Consider the following 26,535-nt stretch of genomic DNA (forward strand, 5'->3'; position numbering starts at 1 on the left):
TCTCAACCATGGAAAACCGATTATTACAGGCGAAAGCGACGCTGCCTCAGTACGATCGCGGCAGCCTCCAGGCACGCATTGTTCATTTAGGGTTTGGCGCGTTCCACCGTGCACACCAGGCGGTGTACGCCGATATTCTGGCCGCTGAACACGGCAGCGACTGGGGTTACACAGAAGTGAACCTGATTGGTGGCGAACAGCAGATTGCCGATCTGAACGCGCAGGATAACCTCTATACCGTGGCCGAAATGTCGGCGGACGCATGGACATCACGGGTCGTCGGTGTGGTCAAAAATGCGCTGCACGCGAAGGTTGACGGGCTGGAGGCCGTACTGGCGGCGATGTGTGAGCCGCAGGTGTCGATTGTGTCGCTCACCATCACCGAAAAAGGCTACTGCCACTCACCGGCCACGGGCAAACTGATGCTCGATCATCCATTGATTGCGGCCGACCTGCAAAACCCGCATCAGCCTAAATCTGCGCCGGGTGTGGTGGTTGAAGCGCTGGCGCGACGCAAAGCGGCGGGGCTGCCTGCCTTTAGCGTTATGTCCTGTGACAACATGCCGGAGAACGGCCACGTTATGCGCAATGTCACCTGTGCCTATGCCCGCGCGGTCGACGCGGAGCTGGCCGCGTGGATTGAGGCCAACGTCACCTTCCCGTCAACCATGGTGGATCGTATTGTGCCTGCGGTGACGCCGGAAACGCTGGATAAAATCGAACAGCTGACCGGCGTACGCGATCCGGCGGGCGTGGCCTGCGAGCCGTTCCGTCAGTGGGTGATTGAAGATAACTTTGTCGCCGGACGTCCGCAGTGGGAAAAGGCGGGGGCGGAGCTGGTGGCCGACGTTATTCCGTTTGAAGAGATGAAGCTGCGGATGCTCAACGGCAGCCATTCTTTCCTGGCCTACCTTGGCTATCTGGCGGGTTATCAGCACATTAACGACTGTATGGAAGATGAACACTACCGTCGTGCCGCCCACGCGCTGATGCTGAAAGAGCAGGCGCCGACGCTGAAAGTAAAAGGGGTTGATTTAGGCCACTATGCCGATCTACTGATAGCGCGCTACAGCAACCCGGCCCTGCGCCACCGGACCTGGCAAATCGCGATGGACGGCAGCCAGAAACTTCCGCAGCGTATGCTCGATTCCGTGCGCTGGCACCTGGTGCATCAGAAACCTTTCCCACTGCTGGCGCTGGGTGTGGCGGGCTGGATGCGCTATGTCGGCGGGGTGGATGAACAGGGGAACACCATCGACGTGAGCGATCCTCAGCTGGCGGTGATTCAGGCCGCGGTCAACGGGAGCGCGGAAGGGGAAAGTCGGGTGAAAGCCCTGCTGGGCATTGAAGCCATCTTCGGTAAGGAACTGCCGCACGACACGTGCTTTGTGGAGGCGGTCATGACGGCGTATCAGACCCTTCTGCAAAAGGGCGCGAAAGCCACAGTTGCGCAGTACGCGGCACAGCTGTAATTCAGTCATGCCGCCGTTCGCGGCGGCATGATGTCGCACCGGTTAGTGCATACCCAGGCGAATCAGTTCAATCGGTTCGAACTTACCTTCACATCCTTCCACTTCCACCGTTTTGCTGCGACGTACCTGCGCGGCATCCAGTCCCTCGCTGTGGATCGCTTTAATTACCCCGGTATGCCCGGTGCCGTTAATCATTACGCGGCTGCCGGTGGTAATTGCATTACGGTTACGGTCGTAAGTCATCATGGTATTTTCTCCTCGCTAACACATCCGTTACGGCGCTATTTCAGGTTGTGCCGTCCACGGGGCACTATAAATACGCCTCTCTGGACATCATTTTTTTGTTTTTGATCAAACTCACACTTTTTTCTTCATTTCGGCAGGGCGATGACGGTTCACGACGGTAATTTACAAAGCGGACAGTTATTTTCTTTAATTGATAATTTCAACCAGTGAGCGTTTAAGTCTGGTTTATATTCCTGATGGCACTCTGGATGCAGTAAATAACGTTTCCTGGAAATAAGGAGTCAGGCTTATGTATAAGAAAATCTTGATGCCTGTTGATGTGTTTGAAATGAATTTAAGCGATAAGGCGGTGCGGCACGCGGCCAACCTGGCGAAGGCTGAAGGTGCATCGATAACCCTGGTCAACATTCTGCCCAACAGCAGCCGTTCGTTACTGCGCGGATTCAATGCAGATATCAGGAAGTTTGAAGAGTATATGACCGCGGAATCCAGCAAAAAGATGAAGGAGTTAACGCGTCTCTTCGATCTCTCCCCGGAGGACATTGATTGTGAGGTGCGTTTCGGCAACGTGCGCGATGAAATTATCAGGATGAGCAAAGAAGGGGAATATGACGTGATTGTTATCGGTTCAAAAAACCCGACTATCACCACGCATCTGCTGGGTTCAAATGCGGAATCTATCCTGCGCTACGCCACTATTCCGGTCCTGGTTGTACGCTAATCTCTCCGCCGCGCCGAAAGGGTGCGGCGAATTTAATCTTCGCTAAACCACTCGCTGTTTTCCTGCCGAATAAGCTGCACGGATTCGCTGATCTCCTGCAGATGGACGGTCATCGCTTTTTCCACACCGTCAGGGTCGCGTTTTTCCAGCGCGCTGAAAATATCATAATGCTGTCGAAGCAACATTTCCGGTGGCGAGACGTGGTCAAGACTCATATAACGCACACGGTCGATCGTGGCTTTAATGTTTTCAATGGTATCCCAGGCCAGCTGACAATCGGCAATTTGCGCCAGCTTCTGGTGAAACTCATCATCGAGCTGAAAGAAGTCGTTAAGCTGTTTGCGGTCGATGGCAATACGCTGCTGATGCAGGTTTTGCTCCAGCCAGTAACACTGGTTGTCATTCATCAGCGTGGCCGCACGCCGGGCCACCGCGCACTCAATGGCCTGACGGACAAAACAGCCGTTACGGACCTGAGAAAGCGATATTTTATTCACATAGCTGCCGCGCTGCGGGCGGATCTGAATCAGGCCGTTTTCAGCAAGCTTGATAAACGCCTCACGTACGGGCTGACGGGAAACGTCAAAACGCACGGATACCTCTTTTTCTGAAAGCGGGGTACCAGGCGGGATCAGGCAATGCACAATATCACGACGTAATATGCGATAGATTTGCTGGTTAACGGGCTGGGTGGGATTGAGTTGCGATTCAGCGGCCATGAGTTGTCATTTCTCAGAGAGTTAGCCTGAACATACTACCATTCTTTTATACCCTGATACAGACCCGGCCCGCAGGCCGGGAAGGGCAGAGTCAGCCACGATGAACGTTAAGTCCGGCAAAGCTCTGGCTGACAGGCATCATCTCTACGGTGTTGATATTGACGTGGTTTGGCAGCGTCGCGACCCACCAGACCGCTTCGGTGACATCTTCCGGCGTCAGCGCGTTGGCTTTTTCGTAGGTTTTATCTGCTTTCGCGTCATCGCCTTTGAAACGCACGTTGGAGAACTCGGTACCGCCCACCAGGCCCGGCTCGATATCCGTGACGCGAATGGCGGTGCCGTGCAGATCGGTACGCAGGTTCAGGCTGAACTGACGCACGAACGCTTTTGTCGCACCATAGACGTTGCCGCCCGCATACGGCCAGCTTCCGGCGGTCGAGCCGATATTGATAATGTGGCCGCGATTGCGCTCCACCATGCCTGGCAGCACGGCGCGGGTCATATACACCAGCCCTTTGTTGTTGGTGTCGATCATGTTTTCCCAGTCTTCCACGCTGGCTTTGTGCGCGGGCTCCATACCCAGCGCCAGACCGGCGTTGTTGACCAGCACGTCAATGGCACGCCACTGCGCGGGGAGGTTGGCAATCATCTCTTCAATGGCGGCGCGGTTGCGTACATCAAGCTGCGCGGTCAGGATATTGTCACCCAACTCTTCTTTCAGCTCCTGCAGACGCTCCTGACGGCGACCGGTGGCAATCACCTTGTGGCCGTTGGCGACGAAGCGACGCGTGATGCATTCACCAAAACCTGCCGTTGCCCCGGTAACTAAAATAATCATCTCACTGTTCCTCAACGCTTTTTGTGTTGTACTAACATAGCACGCCCTGAGAGGGTGCGTTAAGGCATCATTTGTATGACCGCATTGCGGTCAATGGCGGCCTGGCCTACTCTGGGAAAGTTAACCGTTATCAGGAGTAAAAGATGTCAACCCGTAACCCTTTTTTTGACATTAGCCTGCTGCCTTATCAGGCCCCGCGTTTTGATGAAATCAACGACAGCCACTATCGCCCGGCATTTGATGAGGCCATACGCCAGAAGCGGGCAGATATTGATGCCATCGTCGCGCAAAAGGCAGCACCCGATTTTGATAATACGGTACTGGCGCTGGAGAAAAGCGGTGCCATGCTCGCGCGCGTCAGCAGTATTTTCTTTGCCATGACGTCGGCGCACACCAATGCCCGCCTACAGGAGCTGGAAGAACAGCTCTCAACCGAGCTGGCCGCGCTGGCCAATGATATCTGGCTCAACGACACGTTATTTTCCCGCGTGGAGAGCGTCTGGCAGGATCGTGAGGCGCTGGATGCTGAGTCCCGCAGATTGGTCGAGGTGACGCACCAGCGCTTCGTGCTGGCCGGGGCGCGACTGAACGACGCTGAAAAAGCTGAACTGAAAGACCTGAACACACAAGTCGCCTCACTGATCAGCCAGTTCAACCAGCGACTGCTGGCCGCAGATAAGGCGGGCGGGCTGGTGGTGGATTATGTTCACCAGCTTGAGGGGTTAAGCGCAGAGGAGATCGCCACGGCTGCTCAGGCCGCCGCCGATAAAGGGCTGAAGGATCGCTGGCTAATCCCCCTCCTGAACACCACCCAACAACCTGCGCTTTCACTGCTTCGCAATCGACAGACCCGTGAAAACCTGTTCAACGCAGGCTGGCTGCGTACGCAGAAAGGCGATGAAAATGATACCCGCGAGTTGATCCTTCGTCTCACGGCATTGCGTGCGCGCCAGGCGCAGCTTTTGGGCTTTGACGACTTTGCGAGCTGGAGCATCGCCGACCAGATGGCAAAAACGCCGGAGGCCGCACTGACCTTTATGCGTGGAATTGTCCCTGCGGCGCGCACCCGTGCGGTGCAGGAACAAGCCGATATCCAGAAAGTCATTGATGATGAGCAGGGCGGCTTCACCGTGCAGGCCTGGGACTGGGCCTTTTATGCCGAGCGTGTGCGTCAGGCGAAATATGCCCTGGATGAGTCGCAAATTAAGCCGTATTTTGCGCTCAATAACGTACTGCATGATGGCGTATTCTGGACGGCCAGCCAGCTGTTTGGCATCCGCTTCGTCGAGCGCTTCGATATTCCGGTGTATCACCCGGACGTCCGCGTGTGGGAAATTTTCGACCACACCGGAGAAGGCATGGCGCTGTTCTACGGCGATTTCTTCGCCCGCGATTCGAAACAGGGCGGAGCGTGGATGGGGAATTTCGTCGAGCAATCATATGAATTTGCCTCCCGTCCGGTTATCTACAACGTGTGTAACTATCAAAAACCCAGCCACGGAGGCGCCGCGCTGCTCTCCTGGGATGATGTAATAACCCTGTTCCACGAATTTGGTCATACGCTGCACGGCCTGTTTGCCAGTCAGCGCTACGCCACGCTGTCCGGGACCAATACCCCGCGTGATTTTGTTGAGTTCCCGTCGCAAATCAATGAGCACTGGGCCAGCCACCCGCAGGTATTTACCCACTATGCCCGCCATTACGAGACCGGCGAACCGATGCCGGACGCGCTGCGCGAAAGCATGCTCAACGCAACGCATTTCAATAAAGGCTATGACATGACGGAAACGCTCAGCGCCGCGCTGCTGGACATGAACTGGCACGGCATTCGTGAGGCCGTTTCGAGCGTAGAGGAATTTGAAAAAGCAGCGTTGGAAAAAGAGGGGCTGGATCTGCCCGCCGTACCGCCACGTTATCGCAGCAGCTACTTCGCGCATATTTTCGGCGGCGGCTATGCGGCAGGTTATTACGCCTACCTGTGGACGCAAATGCTGGCGGACGATGGCTATCAGTGGTTTGTCGAGCAGGGCGGTTTAACCCGCGAGAATGGGCAAAAATTCCGTGAGGCGATTCTGTCGCGCGGGAACAGCACGGATTTAGCTGAACTGTACCGAAACTGGCGCGGGCACGATCCGAAGATTGAGCCGATGCTGGAGAATCGCGGGCTGAGCGAGTAGCGTCAATTTTGGCTTAAACAGGACCGGGCGGAAGCCCGGTTTTTTTGTCCAATTTTTCTTCTCGAAAACGCCTCTAATTTTGCTCCGCACTGGCGAAGCAGCTAAAGCTGAGGATTTCGTCTGGTATGCAACAAATTTCCAATAACATGCACAAGTAGATTTTGTCGTGTGGTCAAACTCTGGTAGGATTAATCTTAATTTTTTACTGATGGAACAGGAACATGAAGAAAATTGTTGGTGTGTTATTACTTTCTTGCTTACTCGTCGGGTGCGATAAACCCAAAATTGATTCTTCAACTGATGCTGCAATGAAATCCTCGATAGCCAAAGTCAGAGATTCACTTCCGGAAAATAAACGGGAGGAATTCGATAGCGCCTTAAAGGTTGTGGCATTCAGTAACATCAATATGGCTGACCTGATGCGTTCCACTTCAAATAATGATAACGAAGAGATAAGCAAAAAGATGCGCGAAAGCCTGTCTGGTAAGACGGGTGAAGAAATAATCTCTTACGCACAGCAAGTCACTGCTGAGAGAGAGATGAAGTTAAAAGAAAAGATGACTCAGGAAATCAAAGCGCTGGAACAGAAAAAAGCTGACGCCGACGTGGCTAAAAAAGAGTTGATGAAAATCCAGGTTTTATCATCCAGATTTACCATGGAGCCTGAGCAAGACGGTAAGCCACAACCCGTAATTAGACTGGTTGTTAAAAATAATACTGATACCGTTATCTCCAGAGCGTACCTGCACGGAGTGATGGCAAGCGAGGGATACTCAGTACCATGGCTGGTAAGTAATTTTTTCTATGATATTCCTGAGGGGCTTAAGCCAAATGAAGAAGCCACATGGGCCATTGCCCCCCCTAAGAATTCTGAATGGGGTGTACTTTATGCCCCAAAAGACGCTGTTTTGACTGTGACACTCGTAAGAGTGGACGGTACTGATAATCAGATGTTGTATGATGCAACAATTTTCACTGAGGAAGATAACAGCAGGCTTGAAGAGTTGAAGAAAAAAATCTCTGATCTTTAAAGACTAACCGACCCGCCAACCGGCGGGTTTTTTATGCGTTGAGGAAAGGTGGCGTTGCAAACGGCGCATCGGTGTGGGGATCGGCTTCGCTGATAACTATGACTTTATGTTTCCGAGGGGCATAAAATCGTTTTAAACAGCCTAATTAAAGATATCTATTTTTTTTGACTTGAACACAAACACAATATTCATCAGTTTCGCTAACCCCTTATTAAACATTCTTATTATTGCAAAAACGAGTAAAATAAAGAATGACGCGCGGGATTTAACGGGTTATAAACTTTACCTCTCTTAACACTTTTGTAACGTCATTGAGGTAAACCCGTGAAGCAGGTTGGCATTGTTGGTTGGCGCGGTATGGTTGGGTCAGTATTGCTGCAACGTATGGTCGAAGAAAATGATTTTAATGATATTGCAGCCAGTTTTTTTAGTACGTCTTCTGTTGGGGCACCTGGGCCTGTCATTAATGGTGTCCGTTCGGTACTTAAAGATGCGTATTCACTGGATGCGCTGGCGGAAATGGATATCATCATTACCTGCCAGGGCGGTGAATATACAAAATCGATGTATCAATCATTAATTGATCATGGTTGGGAAGGTTACTGGATCGATGCCGCATCAGCGCTGCGAATGGACGAAAGAGCCTGTATCATCCTGGATCCTGTGAACCGTGAAAATATCGATGATTCCATCAAAAAGGGAGGTAAACTTTTTGTAGGCGGAAACTGTTCAATCACCTTAAGCCTGATGGGGCTCGCCGGTTTGATCAAGGCCGATCTCATTGAATGGATGAGCGTGATGACCTATCAATCAGCTTCGGGGGCGGGTGCAAAGCATGTCCGCGAGTTGATCGCCCAAAGTGCATTTGTCACCCGAAATTTAACCCCCGATGAGCTGGAAAACCCAGGCTCGGTGCTTCCTCTGGTCAATAAAGTCAGCGAACTGATTAACAGCAGTGACTTGCCTGTTGAGAATTTTGGCGCGCCGCTGATGGGGAGCATCATTCCCTGGATTGATAGCGACCTGGGGGATGGCAATAGCCGCGAAGAGTGGAAGGGTGAAGCAGAAACAAATAAAATCCTTGGCCTGAAAAAAGGCACCATCCCGGTTAATGGTCTGTGCATTCGTGTTGGTGTAATCAGGTGCCATAGTGCGGCCATTACAATGAAACTCAAACGCGAAGTGGATGAAGCTGAATTTGCTAAAATGGTAAGCGACGCTCATCCCTGGGTAAAATACGTCCCTAATAATAAAGAGGCCAGCGTCAGCCTGCTTACTCCCGCACATATTAGCGGCACGCTTAAGGTTGGCGTAGGGCGTTATAAAAAAATGGCGCTAAATAATGAACCTGTTTATTCGGTATTGACCGTTGGGGATCAACTATTATGGGGGGCAGCGGAACCATTACGCCGCATGCTTAATATTCTGCTTAACAGAATATAATGGGTTTAGACCTGTAATTCATTATTAGCTGAAAACAGAACCGGGCGGACAGCCCGGTTTTTTATGCGCGTTAATGCGGAATAATTTGATCTGGGTTAAAAAAATAAACAATGTTTTGCTTAAGGAGGCTTCGCTATAAAAATTTGTGTTTTTTTGCCGATAACTGTGGATAGCACAAAAATGACGTAATAGCAGTTAAGAAGGCGAAGAATGACCATACCTCAGAAGACCCCTGGCTTTACGGATAGCGAGCATTCTAAAGGACTGATAAATAAAACGTTTACCTATATTGTTACCTTGTTGATAGGTATTTTCATCGCAGCGATAGTGTCATTGCTGATCATTAAAAACAATGTTAATAAAATCAGCGATAAACATGACGAGTTTTTGTTAAGGCAAGCATTAGACGCCCGCCAGGAAAACATGCGCAGCCATTTGAAAGATAATGCTGAGTGGGGAGATGCTTACAAACATCTTCATCAAAAAACTGACCTGAACTGGGCATGGGATAAGCAGAATCTGGGCAAGTCTCTGTATGATAACTTTGGCTACGAAGGCGTGTTTGTGCTGTCCCCGGAGGGAACCACCCGTTACAGCGTGCTTGACGGGAAACTGAAGCACGAAGAGCTGGAACGCTGGTTAGATCAATCCACCATAGACCATTTACTCAGTGAGACGGGCAGTAAAAATGGACTGCCGGTCTCCATGCTCACGCTTATCCATTCCGTCCCCGCCATAGTTTCTGCGGCATGGATAACGACGGGAGATGATACCAGCGTGCAGTCGTTGCCCGGTAAGCCATCAACCATGTTGTTTATCGACACCTTAACGGCTAAGAAACTGGTTGCGATTGGGCACGATGCAGGGATCGAAAACGTCCGCGCGGTCTCTTCTGACGCCCTTGCTGAGACAGACAGTCTGACAGCATTAACGTTACGTACCCAGAATGGCCCAGTCCACATTATCTGGGACACAGAAAACCCTGGCCAGGCATTGATCATTTATTTTTTACCCTTGCTCATTCTGTCTGTTCTTCTGACCCTCGCGCTGACGGCGATCCTGATGCGTCATATTTTGCATAAGGCAAAAATTCATGACGAAAATATCTTTCTCCTTGAGCAGGCTCGGTTAAATCTGATTACCAGTGAAAAACGCTTCAGGGATGTCAGTGAAACCACCAGTGACTGGTTCTGGGAAACGGATTTATCGTTAACGATCACCTGGCTATCAGGGCGTTTTACGACTGTCACGGGCTATGACGAGAGTCAGTGGCTGGGACGCAAGCTGGATGCGCTTTTTCCTTCGACAAACGGTTTATTAAATACATGCGTCAGGCGGCGTGAGTTATCGGGGCGCTTTGAATTTAAGAACTGCCCGTACACTAACGCTCAACGGTCAACTTCGTACTGCACACTTCTGGCAAAATTTTCTGCTCAGCCTGATGGCACGGTGGTTTTACGGGGGGCGGCATCGGATGTTTCTCTGGAAGTGGAAGCCACCAAACGTGTTGAATTCCTGTCACGCCATGACGAATTAACGGGCCTTCCCAACCGGTATCATATTAAGGAGTTCCTCACAGGACAGTTGGCTAAAGAGGATATCCACAATTCTCCCTTTGCCATGATTTGCCTTGATTTGGACAAGTTTAAACCCGTGAATGATATTTTCGGCCACTCAACGGGCGATGCCCTGCTTGGCGAGGTTGCCTTACGGCTTAAACAATGTGTTCGTCGCGGTGATTTTGTCGCCCGACAGGGCGGGGACGAATTTATGCTGCTTCTCGACAACACCCGGCACCTGGACCACATAGAAGAGGTGTGTTATCGCATCGTGCAAGAACTCAACCGCCCGTTCACCATTGATGGCAATGATGTGACCATCGGCGTCAGCATGGGCATTGCTCTGGCTCCCCAGGACAGTACCAGTGCAAACGACCTTTTACGCTATGCTGATATTGCGCTTTATCAGGCTAAACAATCCGGTCGAAACCGATGGGTCTATTATCGTCAGGATATGTCGGAAAAGCTGACCGAGCGCAGAAAGCTGGAATTAGCGCTGAAGACCGCAATTCGGGAAGACCAGCTCTATCTGGTTTATCAGCCGCGTTATAACCTCAGACATTCACGCATCGACGCCGTAGAAGCCCTGGTTCGCTGGCAGCATCCTGAACGCGGAAACATGATGCCCGATCAGTTTATTCCACTCGCTGAAGAAACGGGGCTCATCATCAACCTCAGCAACTGGGTCATTCGTAAGGCCTGTACAGAGACGCATGAAAAACTGCCGGGGCTTTCGGTTTCAGTCAATATTTCAGCCATTGAATTCCAGGCAAGCGATCTCGCCGAAAGAATAAAAGCTATTCTTGATGAAACCGGGCTTGAGCCTACCCGGCTGGAAATAGAGGTGACTGAAAATGTCACGCTCTCTAATCCAGAGAAAACGTTGCAGACCATGATGGCCCTGAAAAAAATGGGGGTGCGTATTCTGATTGATGATTTCGGTACCGGCTATGCCTCTCTGAGCTATCTGCGGAAGTTCCAGTTTGATGGCTTAAAGCTCGATAAAAGCTTTATTTTTTCTTTAGGGGATTCGACACAGAACCAGTCGGTGGTCGAGAAGATCATCGATCTGGGTAAAGCCTATTCCATGGAGGTCACCGCAGAAGGTGTCGAAACCGTAGAACAATTGTCGTTCCTGAAGAAAAATAAGTGTGACGAAGTCCAGGGATATTTACTCGGCAAACCGGCGGCGATTGCAGATTTAAATCTAAAAACCAACCACGTAATTTATTAAGGGTACATGCTGCTTGCCTGGGCCTGCTGATCCGGTAGGCCGGGTAAGCGCAGCGTTACCCGGCGTGCCTATAATCAAATCGCGTAGTTTTCGCTCTGACGTCTGGCTGATAAACTCGGCTCAACGTTTTGATTTCCGGGCGAACTTGAGATTCAGGCCGCCGCTAACCGAGCCAGCCATCCCGACAAAAGGCAGGAAGTATGTCTCTTCGTTCACTGCGGGCGTTGTGCCTGACGAGTTTTTTTATCGCTGACGTCCGTGACGGTCTCGGTCCTTTTCTCGGTATCTTCCTGACGCAGCGGCACTGGACGCCGGATGACATCGGCTTGCTGATGACCGCCGGAGGTCTGGCAGGACTTCTGGCCACGCTGCCGGCGGGGTTCATCACCGACACCACCAAAAACAAACGTTCCGTTCTGGCGCTGCTCTGTTTACTGATCACCCTGAGTACGCTGCTGCTCTGGTTTAGCCAGCAGAGTGGCGTTGTCGCGCTCTCGCAAATTGTCACCGGGATCTGCGCGGCGTTCGTGGGGCAGCTTATCACCGGGATCACTCTGGGGCTGACGGGGCAGAGCGGGTTTAGCGCGCAGATGGGCAAAAATGAGGCGTTCAATCACGGTGGAAATTTCCTCACGGCACTGATCGCCGGGTGCATTGCGTGGTACTGGGGCATTGGGGGCATCTTCCTGCTGATGACCTGTACAACGCTGTTAACGCTCTGTTCGCTGCTGGCGATACGCAACAAGGATATCGACAACGAGGCGGCGCGCGGCCTGAACGCGTCAGAACATCAGCCGGTGCCGGGTTTCGCCGTACTGATGAAAAACAGAGCCCTGTTCGTGACCGGGCTGACGCTGCTGCTGTTCCATCTGGCGAATGCGGCCCTGTTGCCGATGCTCAGCATGCGGGTCGCTGCCGCACCGGCCAGCGTTAATCCCGGCGTGTTTGCTGCGGCGACGGTGATTATTTCGCAGGCGGTGATGATCCCGGTGGCTATCCTGGCCTCCAGGAGAATCGAACGCGATGGTTACTGGCGTTTAATTATGCTGGCGCTGTTAATCATGCCGGTACGCGCGGCGCTGGCTGCGTCTACCGATGCACCGTTTATGATGATCCCGGTACAAATTCTTGATGGTCTTGCCGCCGGGATCCTGGGCGTGGTGGTGCCGTCATTTATCGTGGTGCTTTTGCGTGGGAGCGGGCACGTTAATGCCGGGCAGAGCGTGGTCATGCTGATGCAGGGGGTTGGCGCATCGATGAGCCCTGCCTTAACCGGGACGATCGCCGGACACTACTCTTTTGCGACGGCCTTCAGTGTGCTGAGCGTTATTGCCCTGGCGGCGGTCCTGCTCTGGTGGCGTTTCCCGAACCGGACCTGGCAGACCGATAACGCCCCGGACGGGGCGTAGCGTATGTGCCGGGCGCAACCGCCACCCGGCATGCCAGGCTTAGACTATCTCGTTAGGACACGCTTCGCCGTTTTCCAGCTGCTGTAAATTCCCCAGCGTGGTTTCGGAAATGCTGATCAGCGCCTCAGCGGTCAGGAACGCCTGGTGCCCGGTAAACAACACGTTATGGCAGGCTGACAGGCGACGGAACACGTCGTCCTGAATGACGTCGTTAGACTTGTCTTCAAAGAACAGATCGCGTTCGTTCTCATACACGTCCATCCCCAGCGCGCCAATTTTCTGGGTTTTCAGTGCTTCAATTGCCGCCTGAGAGTCAATTAACCCGCCGCGGCTGGTGTTGATGATCATCACGCCGTCTTTCATCTGCTCAAACGCGGTCTGATTTAACAGGTGGTAGTTTTCCGGTGTGAGCGGGCAGTGCAGGGAGATCACGTCAGACTGGGAGAACAGGGTCGGGAGATCGACATATTCCACGCCCAGCTCCAGCGCGGCGGCGCTTGGGTACGGGTCAAACGCCAGCAGGCGCATACCAAAGCCTTTCAGAATGCGCAGGGCGGCCACGCCGATTTTACCGGTACCGATCACGCCTGCGGTTTTACCGTACATGGTAAAGCCGGTCAGTCCTTCCAGCGAGAAGTTCGCATCGCGGGTACGCTGATAAGCGCGGTGAATACGACGGTTCAGGGACATCATCATACCCACAGCATGTTCCGCGACCGCTTCCGGGGAGTAGGCCGGAACGCGAACCACCTTCAGCCCCAGCTCTTTCGCCGCATCAAGATCGACGTTATTGAAGCCAGCGCATCGCAGGGCGATATACTTTACGCCGTGCTTTTTCAGCTCTTCCAGTACCGGACGACTACCGTCATCGTTCACGAAGATGCAGACGCCTTCACAGCCGTGCGCCGTTTTAGCGGTTTTTTCGGTCAGCAGAAAGTCGAAAAATTCAAGATCGAACCCGTAAGCCTCGTTAACATGTTGCAGATACTTTTTGTCGTACTGCTTTGTGCTATATACCGCGAGTTTCATAAGACTTTCTCCAGTGATTTTACATCCACGTTAGCATGATTAAAATAATCTTACAATTTCTAAAATATTATTTAAATCAATAAGTTCTATCAATTATTTTAGAACATGTGAGGTTGCTAACTCCATGATATTCTTACTCCCGGACGTTACTGGGGTAAATGTAGCCAGGGACAACCAAAGGACAAATACATGGAGTTTGGCACTGCACACGATCGGGTCTTATGGATAAAGGATGGCAACAGGCTTCTAAAACAGCAATAACCCGTTGCAGTGTGACAGGTTGGCAGATGTATCAGATAGCAGAAGGGAATTGATTATGTCGCAAGAATTTGAGTTGTCATTAACCCCACCCATTTGGCCTGCCTTATGCTATTTCATTGTATCAATAGTCGTTTTCCTGTTGCTGTATGTGGGGAAGCTGAAGGTGAATGGACTTGGTAAATACCCTCTGTTCATTGTTTATACGTTGTTCGTGATCGGCATGGCCGCAGTACAAATAAACATCTTTGCGAATGGTTATGAGTTTGTGCACGGATTTTTACGTATCGATTTTGATCCTTATCGGTATGACTCGGTCTACTGGGGTTCGCTGATTTTCTCGCTCCTGTATTTGCTGGCTCTGCCACGTAACCGCTACTAACAGGGTTCATTTACTCTGAAATTTTGTCTCGCCTGATGCGTAACCTCTTGAATCTCATTTGACTTCTTCAGGTTGCGCAAAATGAAAAATTTCCCCCAGCGGGGCAGTGCATCTATCCTTATATCGGGCATTTACTTCAACTCACTTGCTAAACATGCGACAATGATCGGCACTGTCGGCTTAATTCTCTCGCTAAATCAGGATATTAACTGCCCATGAAGGGTAAATACAAAGCCGCGATTGCGCTCTTATTGCTGTTGATTTTATTGCCGCTGACGCTGCTGATGACGCTCGCCCAGTGGGTACCGACCCTCGCCGGTATCTGGTTGCCTGTCGGTACACGTATCGCCTTTGAGGAAAGCCCCAAACTGACCCGTCACGCGCTGGTGATCCCCAATCTGCGCTATCTGGTTGAGGATTGCGAGATTGCCAGGGTTGAAAACGCCACGCTGTCGCACCCCAGCCGCTGGAATCTGGATATTGGTGCGCTTGAACTTAACACGGTGTGCCTCAGTAAAATTCCCCAGTCTGCCCCCTCAACCGTTGCGCCAAAAACCCTGGCACAGTGGCAGTCGGTGCTGCCTAATACCTGGCTCACTATCCGCCGTCTTACCCTGTCTCCCTGGCAACAGTGGGAAGGGGAACTGCATGCCTCACTGACGCCTGCGGTACAGGCGGTGACCTACAACGGTGAGCAGGTCACTTTCAAAGGGCAGCTACGCGGCCAGACTCTCTCGGTCAGTCAGCTTGATGTACAACTCCCCGGCCAGGTGCCGCCCGTAAAACTGGTGGGTGAGTTTACCCTGCCGCTGGTGCCGGATGGCGTGCCGGTGAAAGGCCATGCGGTCGCGACTTTTAACGTGCCACAGCTCACCTCGCTGGTCGATGCCGATCTGGACTGGGAGGAGAATCAGGGGCAACTGCTGGTGATGGCGCGGGACAACCCCGATCCGCTGCTCGATTTACCGTGGCAGATCACGGCACAACAGCTGAATATCAGCGACGGGCGCTGGAACTGGAACCTGTCCGGCATGCCGATGAGCGGCCGCGTGGGTCTCCGGGTGGATAACTGGCAGCAGGGGCTGGAAAAAGCCACCTTTACCGGACGCCTCAATGTTCTGACTCAGGGCGATGCCGGGAAGGGTAACGCCGTGCTGAATCTTGGGCCGGGCAGGCTCAGCCTGGAAAACAGCGACATGCCGCTTCACCTGAGCGGCGAGGCCAAACAGGACGATCTGGTGCTTTACGCCAGACTCCCGGCCAGACTGACCGGCAGCCTGAACGATCCGCAGCTTGCCTTTGAGCCGGGCGCGCTGCTGCGTTCGCGCGGGCGCATTATTGATTCGCTGGATATCGACGAAATTCGCTGGCCGCTGGCGGGCGTGAAGCTCACGCAAAAGGGCGTGGATGGTCGTCTGCAGGCGATTCTGCGCGCCCATGAGAACGAGATGGGGGATTTTGAACTCCACCTGGACGGTCAGGCCAACGACTTTTTACCCGATAACGGCCTCTGGCAGTGGCGTTACTGGGGCAAAGGTGGCTTTACGCCAATGAACGCGCGCTGGGATGTGGCCGGAAAAGGCGAATGGCGCGACAAACTCATCGAGCTGACCGCGCTCTCAACCGGCTTTGACAAGCTGCAGTACGGCACCATGGAAGTCAGTAAACCGCGTCTGGTGCTGGATAAACCGGTACGCTGGGTTCGTGACCCTGTCACGCCGACATTTAGCGGTGCGCTGTCGCTCAATGCCGGAGAGACCCGTTTTGCGGGCGGCAGCGTGTTGCCCCCGTCGGTGCTGACCTTCAGCGTTGACGGAACAGACCCGACGATATTCCAGTTTAAAGGCGATCTGCATGCCGAGGCCATCGGCCCGGTGCAGGTTAACGGTCGCTGGGACGGGGAACGCCTTCGCGGTCAGGCCTGGTGGCCAAAACAATCCCTTACCGTGTTCCAGCCACTGATCCCGCCAGACTGGAAAATGACGCTGCGCGACGGTGAGCTCTATGCGCAGGTGGCCTTCTCTGCCGCTGCCGATCAGGGCTTTGAAGCTGGCGGCCACGGTGTACTGAAATCCGGTAGCGCCTGGATGCCAGACAACCAGATCAACGGTGTGGATTTTGTGCTGCCGTTCCGTTTTAGCGAGGGCACCTGGTCGCTGGGTACGCGCGGCCCCGTTACGCTGCGTATTGGCGAAGTGGAAAACCTGGTGACCGCGCGCAACATTACCGCAGACCTGCAGGGTGACTATCCGTGGAGCGAGGAAAACCCGCTGCTGCTGACCAACGTCAAGGTGGAGACCCTCGGCGGGAAAATCACCATGCAGCAGCTCAGAATGCCGCAGCATGACCCGGCGCTGCTGCGCGTGGACAACATCTCCTCCAGCGAGCTGATCAGCGCCATTAATCCGAAGCAGTTTGCCCTGTCTGGCCCGGTAAGCGGGGCGCTACCGTTCTGGCTGGACAATGAAAAATGGATCATTAAAGATGGCTGGCTAACCAATCCGGGGCCGATGACGCTGCGTATTGATAAAGACACCGCTGATGCCATCGTCAACGATAATATGGTTGCAGGAGCAGCGATTAACTGGCTCCGCTATATGGAAATTTCACAGTCGTGGACAAGACTCAATTTAGATAATCTGGGTGAATTAACCATGCAGGCGACCCTCAAAGGCACCAGTCGGGTTGATGGCAAAAGCAGCTCCGTGAATCTTAACTACACCCATGACGAGAACGTCTTTACTCTCTGGCGTAGCCTGCGCTTTGGAGACAATCTACAAACCTGGTTTGAGCAACACGCGGCGCTACCTGGTATCCGCAGTTCGACTGGCAAGGAAAGTGAGGAACAACAATGAAAATGAGGGCTGGTGTACTCACCGTCGCCGTTGCCGCGCTCTTGACCGGCTGTACGCCGCGCATTGAAGTCGCTGCGCCGAAGGAGCCGATTACCATCAATATGAACGTCAAAATCGAACATGAGATCCACATTAAAGTCGATAAAGACGTTGAAACCCTGCTGAAATCGCGCAGCGATCTGTTCTGAGGACGCCATGAAACGATTAGCTCTGATGTTACTGGCGCTGGGCATGAACGTGCAGGCGGCAACCCTGACCTTAAACGAGGCCCGGGCGCAGGGGCGGGTCGGGGAAACCCTGAGTGGGTATCTTGCCCCGGTGAAACAAGACCCCGAAACGCTGGCGCTGGTGAGCCGCATCAACGCGGCGCGTACGGAAAGCTACCAGAAGCTGGCGGACAGCAATAACCTGCCGGTTGATGAAGTGGCGAAGATGGCCGGGCAAAAGCTGGTGGCCCGCGCGCAGCCGGGAGAATACGTGAAGGGCATTAACGGAAAATGGCTGAAGAAGTAATCAGCGAAAGCGCTTGCGGTACTCGCCCGGTGAGACGCCAAAACGCTGCTTAAACGCCGTTGAAAAATGGCTATGGTCGGCAAACCCCCAGCTATAGCCAATTCCCGCCAGCTTTTCCTCGTCGCTGGCGGAGCGCAACACCTGCGCACACAGATCCAGCCGACGATTTTTGATGTACTGCGCTACCACCAGCCCCTTATCGGCAAACATGCGGTACAGGCTGCGCACCGACATGCCGCTCTCTGCGGCAATCCATTCCGGACGCAGGGATTCCGACTGAATGTGGTCATCAATCAGCGACAGAACGTTCCTGAACTGGCGCTCCTTACGCGGCTGCACCGCATCGCGCTGCTGAAACGCCGGGCGGAGCAGGCAGATCATCGCTTCCAGCGCGGCTTCGCTCTCCCGGTCACTCAGGTTGGCATTTCCCATACTCTCCAGCAGCAGGCGATGGCTTAGCTGTACGGTTGGCAACGAGCGGGAGAGCGCGAGGGCGCAGCTTACCTCCTGAAAACGACACTGTTGCTCAATAATCTGACGGGGAACCAGCAGGGAAATCTGACGGGATTTTTGCTGCCAGTTGATGGAGCAGGGACGCGCGGCATCAAGAAGCGTAATGTCGCCGGCGTTCAGCACCGCGCGGCGATCGTCCTGCTCAATCTGCGCGCTGCCTTCAAGCTGGAACACGGTATAAAACCAGGCATCATTGCTCTGAGCGATCTCCTGACGGGAGCGGAACAAATTAACCCCGCCTGCGGTGACGGTGCTTAACTTCAGGCTTCGGGCGTAGCTGGTTTCCAGCTCGCCGAAGAATTCCCCCTCTAAAGGACGCGCGTTAAAGCGCCCGCAGACATGGTTAATTTGCGCCAGCCACTGCTGATACCGTTCCTGTTCGCTTACACATGCCATCGTTTATCTCGCTGCGCCATCAATGTATTCGCATTGTTGCATTTGTGTTGCGTTTTGTCAGAGTCATGAGGCTGACTATAGGAAAGAACACTCACCGGTAACAGCGTTATAAGGCGGAATTATCACGAATTGCGGCACCTGTCACAGGTGGCAAAGCGAATGTCACACAGACAAAAGCGGGAATGCGAAAGGCCTCTTAGACTGCAGTAACACCCTGCGAATAATAACGAAGGAGTACCCTATGTCTGAATCACAGGTCGCCATCCAGCCAGGCGTACAGCAGTTTCTGGACCGACATCACGGGCTGTGGATTGAGGGGCGGCAGGCCGCGTCGGAGAGTGAAAAACGGTTGAATATTTATAACCCGGCCACCGGGGAGGTTATCGCCTCTACGGCAGATGCCAGCGTCGATGATGTCGACCGCGCGGTGATGTCCGGCTGGCGAGCCTTTGTCGCCCGCACCTGGGCCGGGAAATTACCGGCAGAGCGTGAGCGCATCCTGCTGCGCTTTGCCGACCTGGTGGAGCAGCACAGCGAGGAGCTGGCCCAGCTTGAAACGCTGGAGCAGGGGAAATCCATCAATATTTCCCGTCTCTTTGAAGTGGGTTGCACCCTGAACTGGATGCGCTATACCGCCGGGCTGACCACCAAAATAACCGGCAAAACGCTCGATCTCTCCATTCCCTTGCCGCAAGGCGCACGCTATCAGGCGTGGACGCGTAAAGAGCCGGTGGGCGTGGTGGCCGGGATTGTGCCGTGGAACTTCCCGCTGATGATCGGCATGTGGAAGGTGATGCCTGCGCTGGCAGCGGGTTGCTCTATCGTCATTAAGCCGTCAGAAACCACGCCGTTGACCATGCTGCGGGTGGCGGAACTGGCGAGCGAAGCCGGTATCCCTGACGGTGTGTTTAACGTGGTGACCGGAAGCGGCGCGGTGTGCGGTGCCGCGCTGACCTCGCATCCGCATATTGCCAAAGTGAGCTTCACCGGCTCCACGGCGACGGGGAAACAGATTGCCCGCGCGGCGGCGGAGACGCTGACCGGCGTGACGCTGGAGCTGGGCGGCAAAAACCCGGCTATCGTGCTGAAAGACGCCGACCCGGCGTGGGTGATTGAGGGGCTGATGACCGGCAGCTTCCTTAATCAGGGCCAGGTCTGCGCCGCGAGCTCGCGTATCTATATAGAAGCGCCGCTTTTTGACACGCTGGTCAGCGGGTTTGAGCAGGCGGTGAAATCCCTGAGCGTGGGGCCGGGCATGTCGCCGGAGGCGTTTATCAACCCGCTGGTGTCCCGCGCTCACTGCGACAAGGTGCAAACCTTCCTGGATGAAGCGAAATCGCGCAATGCGGAGCTGATCACCGGTAACCGTGGCCCGGACGGCAAAGGGTATTACATCTCGCCGACGCTGGTGGTCAACCCGGATCCGGGACTCCGGCTGACCCGCGAAGAGGTATTCGGCCCGGTGGTCAACCTGGTACGCGTAGCCGATGGCGAAGAGGCGCTAACCCTTGCCAACGATACCGAATATGGCCTGACCGCCAGCGTCTGGACGCAGAATATCAGTAAGGCGCTGGAGTATACCGACAGATTGCAGGCGGGCACCGTCTGGGTGAACAGCCATACGCTGATTGACGCCAACCTGCCGTTCGGCGGCATGAAGCAGTCCGGCACCGGACGCGACTTCGGCCCGGACTGGCTGGACGGCTGGTGTGAAACCAAATCGGTGTGCGTGCGCTATTAATAAAAGCAAAAGGCAACCGGGAGGTTGCCTTTTTAGTGTTTGTTCCCTCTCCCGTGGGAGAGGGTCAGGGTGAGGGCATCAGGCCCTGGCGGGCTAGTTTTACAACGACCACCGATCCCGCCCGGCCTCTTTCGCGCGGTACAGCGCCGCATCGGCGCGGGCGATCAGTTCCGGGCCCGCCAGGCCCGGTGCAATTCCAGCAATCCCCATGCTGACAGTCACATGCTCACTCACTTTGGACGCACCGTGCGGTATCGCCGCCGCGCGTAGGCCGTCCTGAATGCGGCGGGCAACCTGCTGTGCAACGTTCTCCGGGCAATTAAACAGGATCACCACAAATTCTTCTCCGCCGTAGCGTGACACCACATCGTCCGGGGTGCGCACGGCCTGCTTTAGCACCTGCGCCACGCGTGTCAGACAGTCGTCACCGGCCTGATGTCCATAGGTATCGTTATAAAGCTTGAAATAATCGATATCCAGCATGATCAGCGAGAAGGCTTTATTCTGCTCAACGGCATTCTCCAGCACCACTTCCATCATCCGGCGATTGGCGGTTTTGGTGAGGGGATCCTGGTGCGCCAGCGCATCGAGCCTGGAGATTAACAGCTGGTTTTGCTGATTCCGCCGCCAGGCCTCGTCAAACCAGCTTAACAGGATAAACCGCCCGCAAAGCATAATCAGCGTGAATACGCTCCAGATGGTGACAAAGCGAAGATTAAGGCCATCATTCAGCACCCAGCTGGCGACCGGCAAGGTGAGCCAGAGCGGGAGCACAAACGAGAGTAATCCCTCCGGGTAAAAATAGAGCGCCGTCAAACCGGAGAGCAATAAAATCACGCACAGCGGCCAGACGTGGGGAAGGTGCAGGGCGGTAATGAACCAGTAACTGCACATCGACCAGAAGGCACTGCAGACAAACAGCACTACGCTTATCCCGGCGATACGGCGCCAGGCCATCAGAATTAATGCAGCGGACAGTATAATAATGCCCAGCATTGAGGCATCGACAATCCGGGTCAGGTGTTGTGAACCGGGGTACAGCACCGCGCTGTTTTCCAGCAGGATGTGGCGCAGCAGGATCATCAGGGCAAAGCTGACGTTTACAAAGGCCAGCCAGGGCAGGTTCATCGCCAGCCCGTGATGCACCATGGCCTGACGTGTAGGCCAGGTGGCTCGTTCGGGGGGGAGGTTTTTTCTTTTTTCCATTTATGATGTTTACCCCGTCCAGGGAGAAAGAGAAATAAAAGCGGGCGGATAAACCGCCCGTAAATCCGCGACGTTACGGCGTCACAATATTAAACCAGAAATCAAACTTATCCATGTAGCCAAGCATGGCATCAAGTTTGGCACTGTCACCGCTGATTTTGACATCGCCACTGTCCTGCGCCTGTTTCAGCGTGATCTCCTTGAGGATGATCTTGTTAAGCGTGTCCCGGTTCAGCGTGAGCGTCGCATCGGCGTCTTTCGCTTCGGCATTGGCCGTGTGATTCAACACGCCGTTTTCCAGCTCAAGCTTATATTTACCGCCATCGCTGCCCAGATCGATATTAAATACCGATTTTGCGTCCCCGGCTTTTTGACCATTAATATGCACAGCCAGATAGTCGAAGAACATTTCCGGCGTCATCGCCCGAACGGTATCAGGGCTTGCCGTGTTTGGCGTTGGGCCTTTCACGACGCCGTTACGCAGCTCCTGCGCACCGGTGAGGTAGAAGTTACGCCACGGCCCGGATTCAGCCTGGTAGCCGAGCTGCTCCAGCGCATCCGCTTCCAGGTTACGCGCGGCCTGGTTGTTCGGATCGGCAAAGACCACTTTACTGACCACCTGTGCCACCCAGCGGTAGTTGCCCTGGTCGTAGTCGGTTTTAGCTTTACTCAGAATGGCGTCAGCGCCCCCCATGTACTCCACGAATTTCTTCGCGGCATCAACAGGAGGAAGCTCATCAAGCGTTGCCGGGTTGCCGTCAAACCAGCCCAGATAAAGGACATAGGTGGCTTTTACGTCGTGACTGACTGAACCATAGTAGCCCCGGTTAGCCCAGGTATGGGCCAGCGAGTCAGGGAGGGTGAAATTCGCGGCAATTTCATCGCGCGTCAGACCTTCGTTCGCCATGCGCAGCGTCTGATCGTTAATGTAACGGTAAAGATCGCGCTGGCTCTTCAGCAGCTTGACCACATTATCGTTGCCCCAGGTTGGCCAGTGGTGCTGTGCCATGATGATCTCTGCTTTGTCACCCCAGCGGACAATTGCCTGATTGATATACTTCGACCAGGGCAGCGGCTCACGGATTTTTGCGCCGCGCAGCGAATAGGTATTATGCAGCGTGTGAGTGACATCCTCGGCAGATTCAATGACCTTTTTCTCTTCGATATACCAGAGCATCTCTGAAGGCGCTTCTGAGCCCGGTGCCAGCATAAAATCATAGGTCAGCCCGTCGATAACCTCTTTCTGGCCATCTTTCTCAATGATGTTGGTCGGTGCGATCAGGGTAACGGTACCGGCAGAGGTCGTGGTACCCAGCCCTGCACCCACCTGTCCTTTGGCATCGGGTTTCAGCAGGTTGCCATACATGTAACTGGCGCGACGGCTCATGACGTTGCCCGCCATGATATTTTCAGCCACCGCGGCTTCCATAAACCCGGACGGGGCATAGACTTTCACTTTCCCGGATTTCACGTCAGCTTCATCCACCACGCCGCGAACGCCGCCGTAATGATCCACATGGCTGTGGGTATAAATGATGGCGACCACCGGCTTTTTACCCCGGTTTTTGTAATACAGATCCATGCCGACTTTTGCGGTTTCTGCTGATACCAGCGGATCGACCACGGTAATTCCTTCTTTACCTTCGATAATCGTCATATTCGACAGATCGAGGTTGCGGATCTGATATACCCCGTCGGTCACTTCGAACAGACCACTGATATTAATCAGCTGAGATTGACGCCATAAACTGGGATTAACGGAATCCGGTGCTTTATCACCCTCTTTAATAAAGGCGTACTGTTGCGGATCCCAGATAACATTCCCTTGCTCCCCTTTGATAATCTCCTGCGGCAGTGGGGCAATAAACCCTTTATGTGCATTGGTGAAGTCGGTGTTATCGGAGAAAGGGAGTTGGTTGAAAAGGGCATTATTCGCCTGTTGCGTCGCCGCGGTCGCGTCCTTTGGGGCTTCGGCGGAATAAGAGGGACTGACGGAAACGAGAAGCCCAGCCAGAGCAAGACTTCTGACAATCAAATTCAATTTCATCTAAAACCTCTCAGAGAAAGTACTACGTTACGGTGATTAAACGTCGTGTCCTGGCTGAAAATGTTTGAAAAGATGTCATTAGAATGAGTGGTTAAATAACTATAATCAGGCTGAGAGATTCGGCAAATAAATGAATAAAAAACCGGGCATTACGCCCGGTCGGTGATTATTTCTGTTCGTCTTTTTTTCTGCCAAGCGTTGGCGTTTCGTCAAAGAAGTTCCACGGCTTAAGCAATGTATGCACCCATTCCGTTGGCATGATGGGCCACTCTTCCGCGCGGGCAACGTGCGTGGTTCCGGTGGTCATCCAGACCACATCGTCCTGATTAGTGAGTGACTCATTGTCTTTGCTGTACTGACCCAGCCCCGTATCGTGCGTGGAGCGGTTCGGGAATTTCCCTTCCGGGTACATTTCGTCAGGATGGTAACGCGTCACCCACAGCTGTTTATCCATAAAGCTCAGGCGATGGTAGATCCACTCGTCCGGTGCAAACTTCGCGCCCGTGGCTACCGGGTGCGTGCCGCCCGCGTAAGGGATGATCTGGTACGAGACCGGGTTCCCCATACGGTTCTCTTTGCGGGTGTTGCTCAGCAGGCGAATGGTACCCGGATCGAATTTCTGCGCCGCCTGCTGTTCGGTATCGATATCGTACTGATTGACCTGCATGGTACTGGTACGCGGGCCGCCAGCCGTGTTCGGTTTCACCTGCGGATCCATCGCCACCAGTTTGTTGTTGATGCCATCCACATCCATATCGAGACGGAAGTTATAGATGTGCTGGTGGGTGGTACCGACGATGTTGTGATCGATTAAGGTGCCGTATCGGGTGTCGTCTTTGGCGCTGGCGTCATGCATCGTTTTGGCCTGCACGCCTTTCACGGCTTCAATCCCGGTGGCTCCGGCATCAATGCCGATGGTGCCGTTTTCGTGGAATACCCAGTCGAAGATGTAATCGTAGTTGCCAACGGTGCTTACCCAGCGCACCACCAGCTCGCGGCGTTCGGTGCTGACGTTTGGTTTGCCCATCTCCTGGTGCTTATATTCAGGCCCGGCGTAGCGCTCGAAAATGGCGATGGCACGTGGGATCTCCATCGGCGTACCGGTGTAATCCGGGATGGTTTCATTGAGCATCACGGCGTTGGACGGCGCATCTTTGCCGCGCACCAGCGGGGAGGTCAGGGTGCCCATGCCGTAGTCGCCCGAATCGAGATAGGCTTTAAAGTACCAGCCCACATCCGGATCGCCGTAAGGGACGATCATCCCGCCCAGGGAGCCCTGATACATGACCTGGCGTTTCTTACCGTTGTCGTTGTACGTGACGGTCGAGATCATCGGCCCAACGCGGGAGTCCAGGCTCAGGTGGAAATCCCAGTTCTGCCAGTGCACCATGTCGCCGGTAATGGTGTAGTTCTTGCCTTCCGGTTCGATGATCTCAAGCGGTTTTTTCGGTGTTTCGATGCGGTCACGGCCATCATATGGACGCGGAGTCATGGGCACCGGAACAACCGCGCCTTCTTCAATTTTCTGGATCTTCTTCTGTTCGAGATCAACCACCGCCACCAGATTCTCAATCGGGTGTGCCCAGTAGTTACCGTCGCCCACATCCAGATAGCTCACCACCTTCAGCAGACGGTCTTCCTGCTTCAGGCCGTCTTTGCCGTCAAAATAGCCGACGGTCAGCGGGGTCGTGATCACGTTCTTCGTATCGCTGATGCCGCGTTTTTTCAGCACCTCAGCAAATTCCGGGCTCTCGTTGATAATTTGCTGCACGGTGGTGAAATCATCCAGCAGCACCATGCCGTGCGCGTCCTTCACGGCCTCCCAGCGCAGGATTTTCTTATCCTTCAGATCCACACGACTTTCGATGACGTGTTTGCCATCCAGCATGGTTATATTCGCCTGACGCGGGGCCTCCAGCGCCGTGCCGTTCAGCACAAAGTCCCACACTTTGGCTTTCTCGGGCTCGGCCAGGGCAATCTGGGTGAAGCGGGTGTTCGGTTTAAAATCCTTTGAGGCTTTGACGATCGCCACGGCTTGCTTAATCTCATCCGCCGTTAACGCATTTAGCGGATGGGGGCGTTTCTCAACCTGGAATGTCTGGTCGAGGCCGGACTGGAAGACGTCGTTGATAAAGGTGTCCGAGATAAAGGCTTTATTGTCTTTCATCACCACCGGTACCGACAGCGCAAGGGGTTTGCCGTTAACGATGGCGGTGTTAGCGCCTGGCTTAACCTTTACGAACGCACCGTCTTTCGCAATGGTGAACATCTGTGCGTAATCATCCCATTGTACCTCTGCGCCAAAATCTGCCAGCGTTTTGTCCATTGGGACCATATGCGCTTCACTGCCGTGAGCGAAAACGGGAGATTGCCAGGCACAGCAGAGCGCAACGGCCAGAGCCAGTGCCGTTCTACGGGCAGAAAATGAAGAATTGCTTCTCATCGTAGACCTCATCTTGTTGTGTTTATTGTGTTGTGAGTCTTATCCTGACAGGCGCGTGAAAAAAGCGTTTGCCTGCATCTGCCAGGTTATTTGTCAGTCTTGCCAGGTTAAAAAAAGACCGGGAATAAATCACATGCCGAGCCTTTTCATCTATCCAGGCGCACTGATGAGGCTCCACAAATTGATACGCGCAGTGAACAATTCCCTCTCCCATCGGGTTGGGGGATCCCCATAAAATAATGCCTGCACGGAGGACCCCCTCTCCCTTGAGGGAGAGGGTTGGGGTGAGGGGGAACATACGGC

21 protein-coding genes are annotated in these 26,535 nt (G+C 53.8%); 12 read left to right on the plus strand and 9 right to left on the minus strand.

Annotated elements, in window-relative coordinates; all coding sequences use genetic code 11:
• The first annotated feature begins 8 nt into the window (after positions 1-8).
• A complete protein-coding gene (locus AK59_RS0111680) occupies positions 9-1,472 on the plus strand; it encodes a mannitol dehydrogenase family protein (RefSeq protein ID WP_029882826.1) in 1,464 nt (487 codons plus the stop codon).
• A gap of 42 nt (positions 1,473-1,514) precedes the next feature.
• On the opposite strand, the gene ydfZ is transcribed toward AK59_RS0111680, so the two are convergent.
• Entirely contained in the window at positions 1,515-1,718 is a 204-nt protein-coding gene (gene ydfZ, locus AK59_RS0111685) for a putative selenium delivery protein YdfZ (protein ID WP_013096785.1), read from the minus strand.
• Between the two features lie 289 nt (positions 1,719-2,007).
• On the opposite strand from ydfZ, the gene AK59_RS0111690 reads away from it, so the two are divergent.
• Positions 2,008-2,439, plus strand: coding sequence for a universal stress protein (locus AK59_RS0111690; RefSeq protein WP_029882827.1), 432 nt, complete (start codon positions 2,008-2,010; stop codon positions 2,437-2,439).
• Positions 2,440-2,471: 32 nt separating this feature from the next.
• Here AK59_RS0111690 and AK59_RS0111695 read toward each other — a convergent pair whose 3' ends face one another.
• Together AK59_RS0111695 and ydfG are read right to left on the minus strand one after the other, a co-directional pair.
• Entirely contained in the window at positions 2,472-3,158 is a 687-nt protein-coding gene (locus AK59_RS0111695) for a GntR family transcriptional regulator (RefSeq protein ID WP_013096780.1), read from the minus strand.
• A gap of 91 nt (positions 3,159-3,249) precedes the next feature.
• Entirely contained in the window at positions 3,250-3,996 is a 747-nt protein-coding gene (gene ydfG / locus AK59_RS0111700; RefSeq protein ID WP_029882828.1) for a bifunctional NADP-dependent 3-hydroxy acid dehydrogenase/3-hydroxypropionate dehydrogenase YdfG, read from the minus strand.
• Between the two features lie 143 nt (positions 3,997-4,139).
• On the opposite strand from ydfG, the gene dcp reads away from it, so the two are divergent.
• The 5 genes from dcp to AK59_RS0111725 all read left to right on the plus strand — a co-directional run bounded on the left by dcp (position 4,140) and on the right by AK59_RS0111725 (position 12,849).
• Positions 4,140-6,173 carry a peptidyl-dipeptidase Dcp gene (gene dcp / locus AK59_RS0111705; RefSeq protein ID WP_029882829.1) on the plus strand — a complete coding sequence of 678 codons (2,034 nt, stop codon included), beginning with the start codon at positions 4,140-4,142 and terminating at the stop codon, positions 6,171-6,173.
• 221 nt (positions 6,174-6,394) lie between these two features.
• Complete coding sequence (locus tag AK59_RS0111710) at positions 6,395-7,204, plus strand: DUF6694 family lipoprotein (protein WP_029882830.1); 810 nt, start codon at positions 6,395-6,397, stop codon at positions 7,202-7,204.
• 324 nt (positions 7,205-7,528) lie between these two features.
• The gene (asd, locus tag AK59_RS0111715; RefSeq protein ID WP_029882831.1) at positions 7,529-8,647 is read left to right on the plus strand and encodes an aspartate-semialdehyde dehydrogenase; all 1,119 of its coding nucleotides are present in this window, start codon (positions 7,529-7,531) and stop codon (positions 8,645-8,647) included.
• Between the two features lie 210 nt (positions 8,648-8,857).
• Complete coding sequence (locus AK59_RS0111720) at positions 8,858-11,440, plus strand: bifunctional diguanylate cyclase/phosphodiesterase (RefSeq protein ID WP_029882832.1); 2,583 nt, start codon at positions 8,858-8,860, stop codon at positions 11,438-11,440.
• Positions 11,441-11,640: 200 nt separating this feature from the next.
• On the plus strand, positions 11,641-12,849 hold the full coding sequence (locus AK59_RS0111725; protein ID WP_029882833.1) for an MFS transporter: 1,209 nt from the start codon (positions 11,641-11,643) through the stop codon (positions 12,847-12,849).
• 39 nt (positions 12,850-12,888) lie between these two features.
• On the opposite strand, the gene AK59_RS0111730 is transcribed toward AK59_RS0111725, so the two are convergent.
• Positions 12,889-13,878, minus strand: coding sequence for a 2-hydroxyacid dehydrogenase (locus AK59_RS0111730; RefSeq protein WP_013096773.1), 990 nt, complete (start codon positions 13,876-13,878; stop codon positions 12,889-12,891).
• Positions 13,879-14,194: 316 nt separating this feature from the next.
• Between AK59_RS0111730 and AK59_RS0111735 the strand changes: the two genes are divergently transcribed.
• The 4 genes from AK59_RS0111735 to AK59_RS0111750 all read left to right on the plus strand — a co-directional run bounded on the left by AK59_RS0111735 (position 14,195) and on the right by AK59_RS0111750 (position 17,886).
• Entirely contained in the window at positions 14,195-14,518 is a 324-nt protein-coding gene (locus AK59_RS0111735; RefSeq protein ID WP_020688203.1) for a hypothetical protein, read from the plus strand.
• 215 nt (positions 14,519-14,733) lie between these two features.
• Complete coding sequence (locus AK59_RS0111740) at positions 14,734-17,373, plus strand: YdbH family protein (protein WP_029882834.1); 2,640 nt, start codon at positions 14,734-14,736, stop codon at positions 17,371-17,373.
• Positions 17,370-17,561: a YnbE family lipoprotein gene (locus tag AK59_RS0111745; RefSeq protein WP_020688201.1), complete on the plus strand. Its 192-nt coding sequence runs from the start codon at positions 17,370-17,372 to the stop codon at positions 17,559-17,561. The genes AK59_RS0111740 and AK59_RS0111745 overlap by 4 nt, the downstream gene beginning before the upstream one ends.
• A 7-nt stretch (positions 17,562-17,568) precedes the next feature.
• The gene (locus tag AK59_RS0111750) at positions 17,569-17,886 is read left to right on the plus strand and encodes a YdbL family protein (protein WP_028028066.1); all 318 of its coding nucleotides are present in this window, start codon (positions 17,569-17,571) and stop codon (positions 17,884-17,886) included.
• Here AK59_RS0111750 and feaR read toward each other — a convergent pair whose 3' ends face one another.
• Positions 17,887-18,795 carry a transcriptional regulator FeaR gene (gene feaR / locus AK59_RS0111755; RefSeq protein WP_029882835.1) on the minus strand — a complete coding sequence of 303 codons (909 nt, stop codon included), beginning with the start codon at positions 18,793-18,795 and terminating at the stop codon, positions 17,887-17,889.
• A 241-nt stretch (positions 18,796-19,036) separates the two neighbouring features.
• On the opposite strand from feaR, the gene AK59_RS0111760 reads away from it, so the two are divergent.
• Positions 19,037-20,536 carry an aldehyde dehydrogenase family protein gene (locus AK59_RS0111760; protein ID WP_029882836.1) on the plus strand — a complete coding sequence of 500 codons (1,500 nt, stop codon included), beginning with the start codon at positions 19,037-19,039 and terminating at the stop codon, positions 20,534-20,536.
• Positions 20,537-20,635: 99 nt separating this feature from the next.
• On the opposite strand, the gene AK59_RS0111765 is transcribed toward AK59_RS0111760, so the two are convergent.
• The 4 genes from AK59_RS0111765 to AK59_RS1000000125240 form a co-directional block, all read right to left on the minus strand.
• The gene (locus tag AK59_RS0111765; RefSeq protein WP_029882837.1) at positions 20,636-21,742 is read right to left on the minus strand and encodes a GGDEF domain-containing protein; all 1,107 of its coding nucleotides are present in this window, start codon (positions 21,740-21,742) and stop codon (positions 20,636-20,638) included.
• 73 nt (positions 21,743-21,815) lie between these two features.
• On the minus strand, positions 21,816-23,789 hold the full coding sequence (locus AK59_RS0111770) for an alkyl/aryl-sulfatase (protein WP_029882838.1): 1,974 nt from the start codon (positions 23,787-23,789) through the stop codon (positions 21,816-21,818).
• Between the two features lie 166 nt (positions 23,790-23,955).
• A complete protein-coding gene (tynA, locus tag AK59_RS0111775; protein WP_029882839.1) occupies positions 23,956-26,232 on the minus strand; it encodes a primary-amine oxidase in 2,277 nt (758 codons plus the stop codon).
• Positions 26,233-26,254: 22 nt separating this feature from the next.
• Positions 26,255-26,535: hypothetical protein (locus AK59_RS1000000125240; RefSeq protein ID WP_231501495.1), on the minus strand; the 281-nt coding region annotated here is incomplete at its 5' end.

Source organism: Enterobacter sp. T1-1, from assembly GCF_000710795.1.
Lineage (GTDB): Bacteria > Pseudomonadota > Gammaproteobacteria > Enterobacterales > Enterobacteriaceae > Enterobacter > Enterobacter cloacae.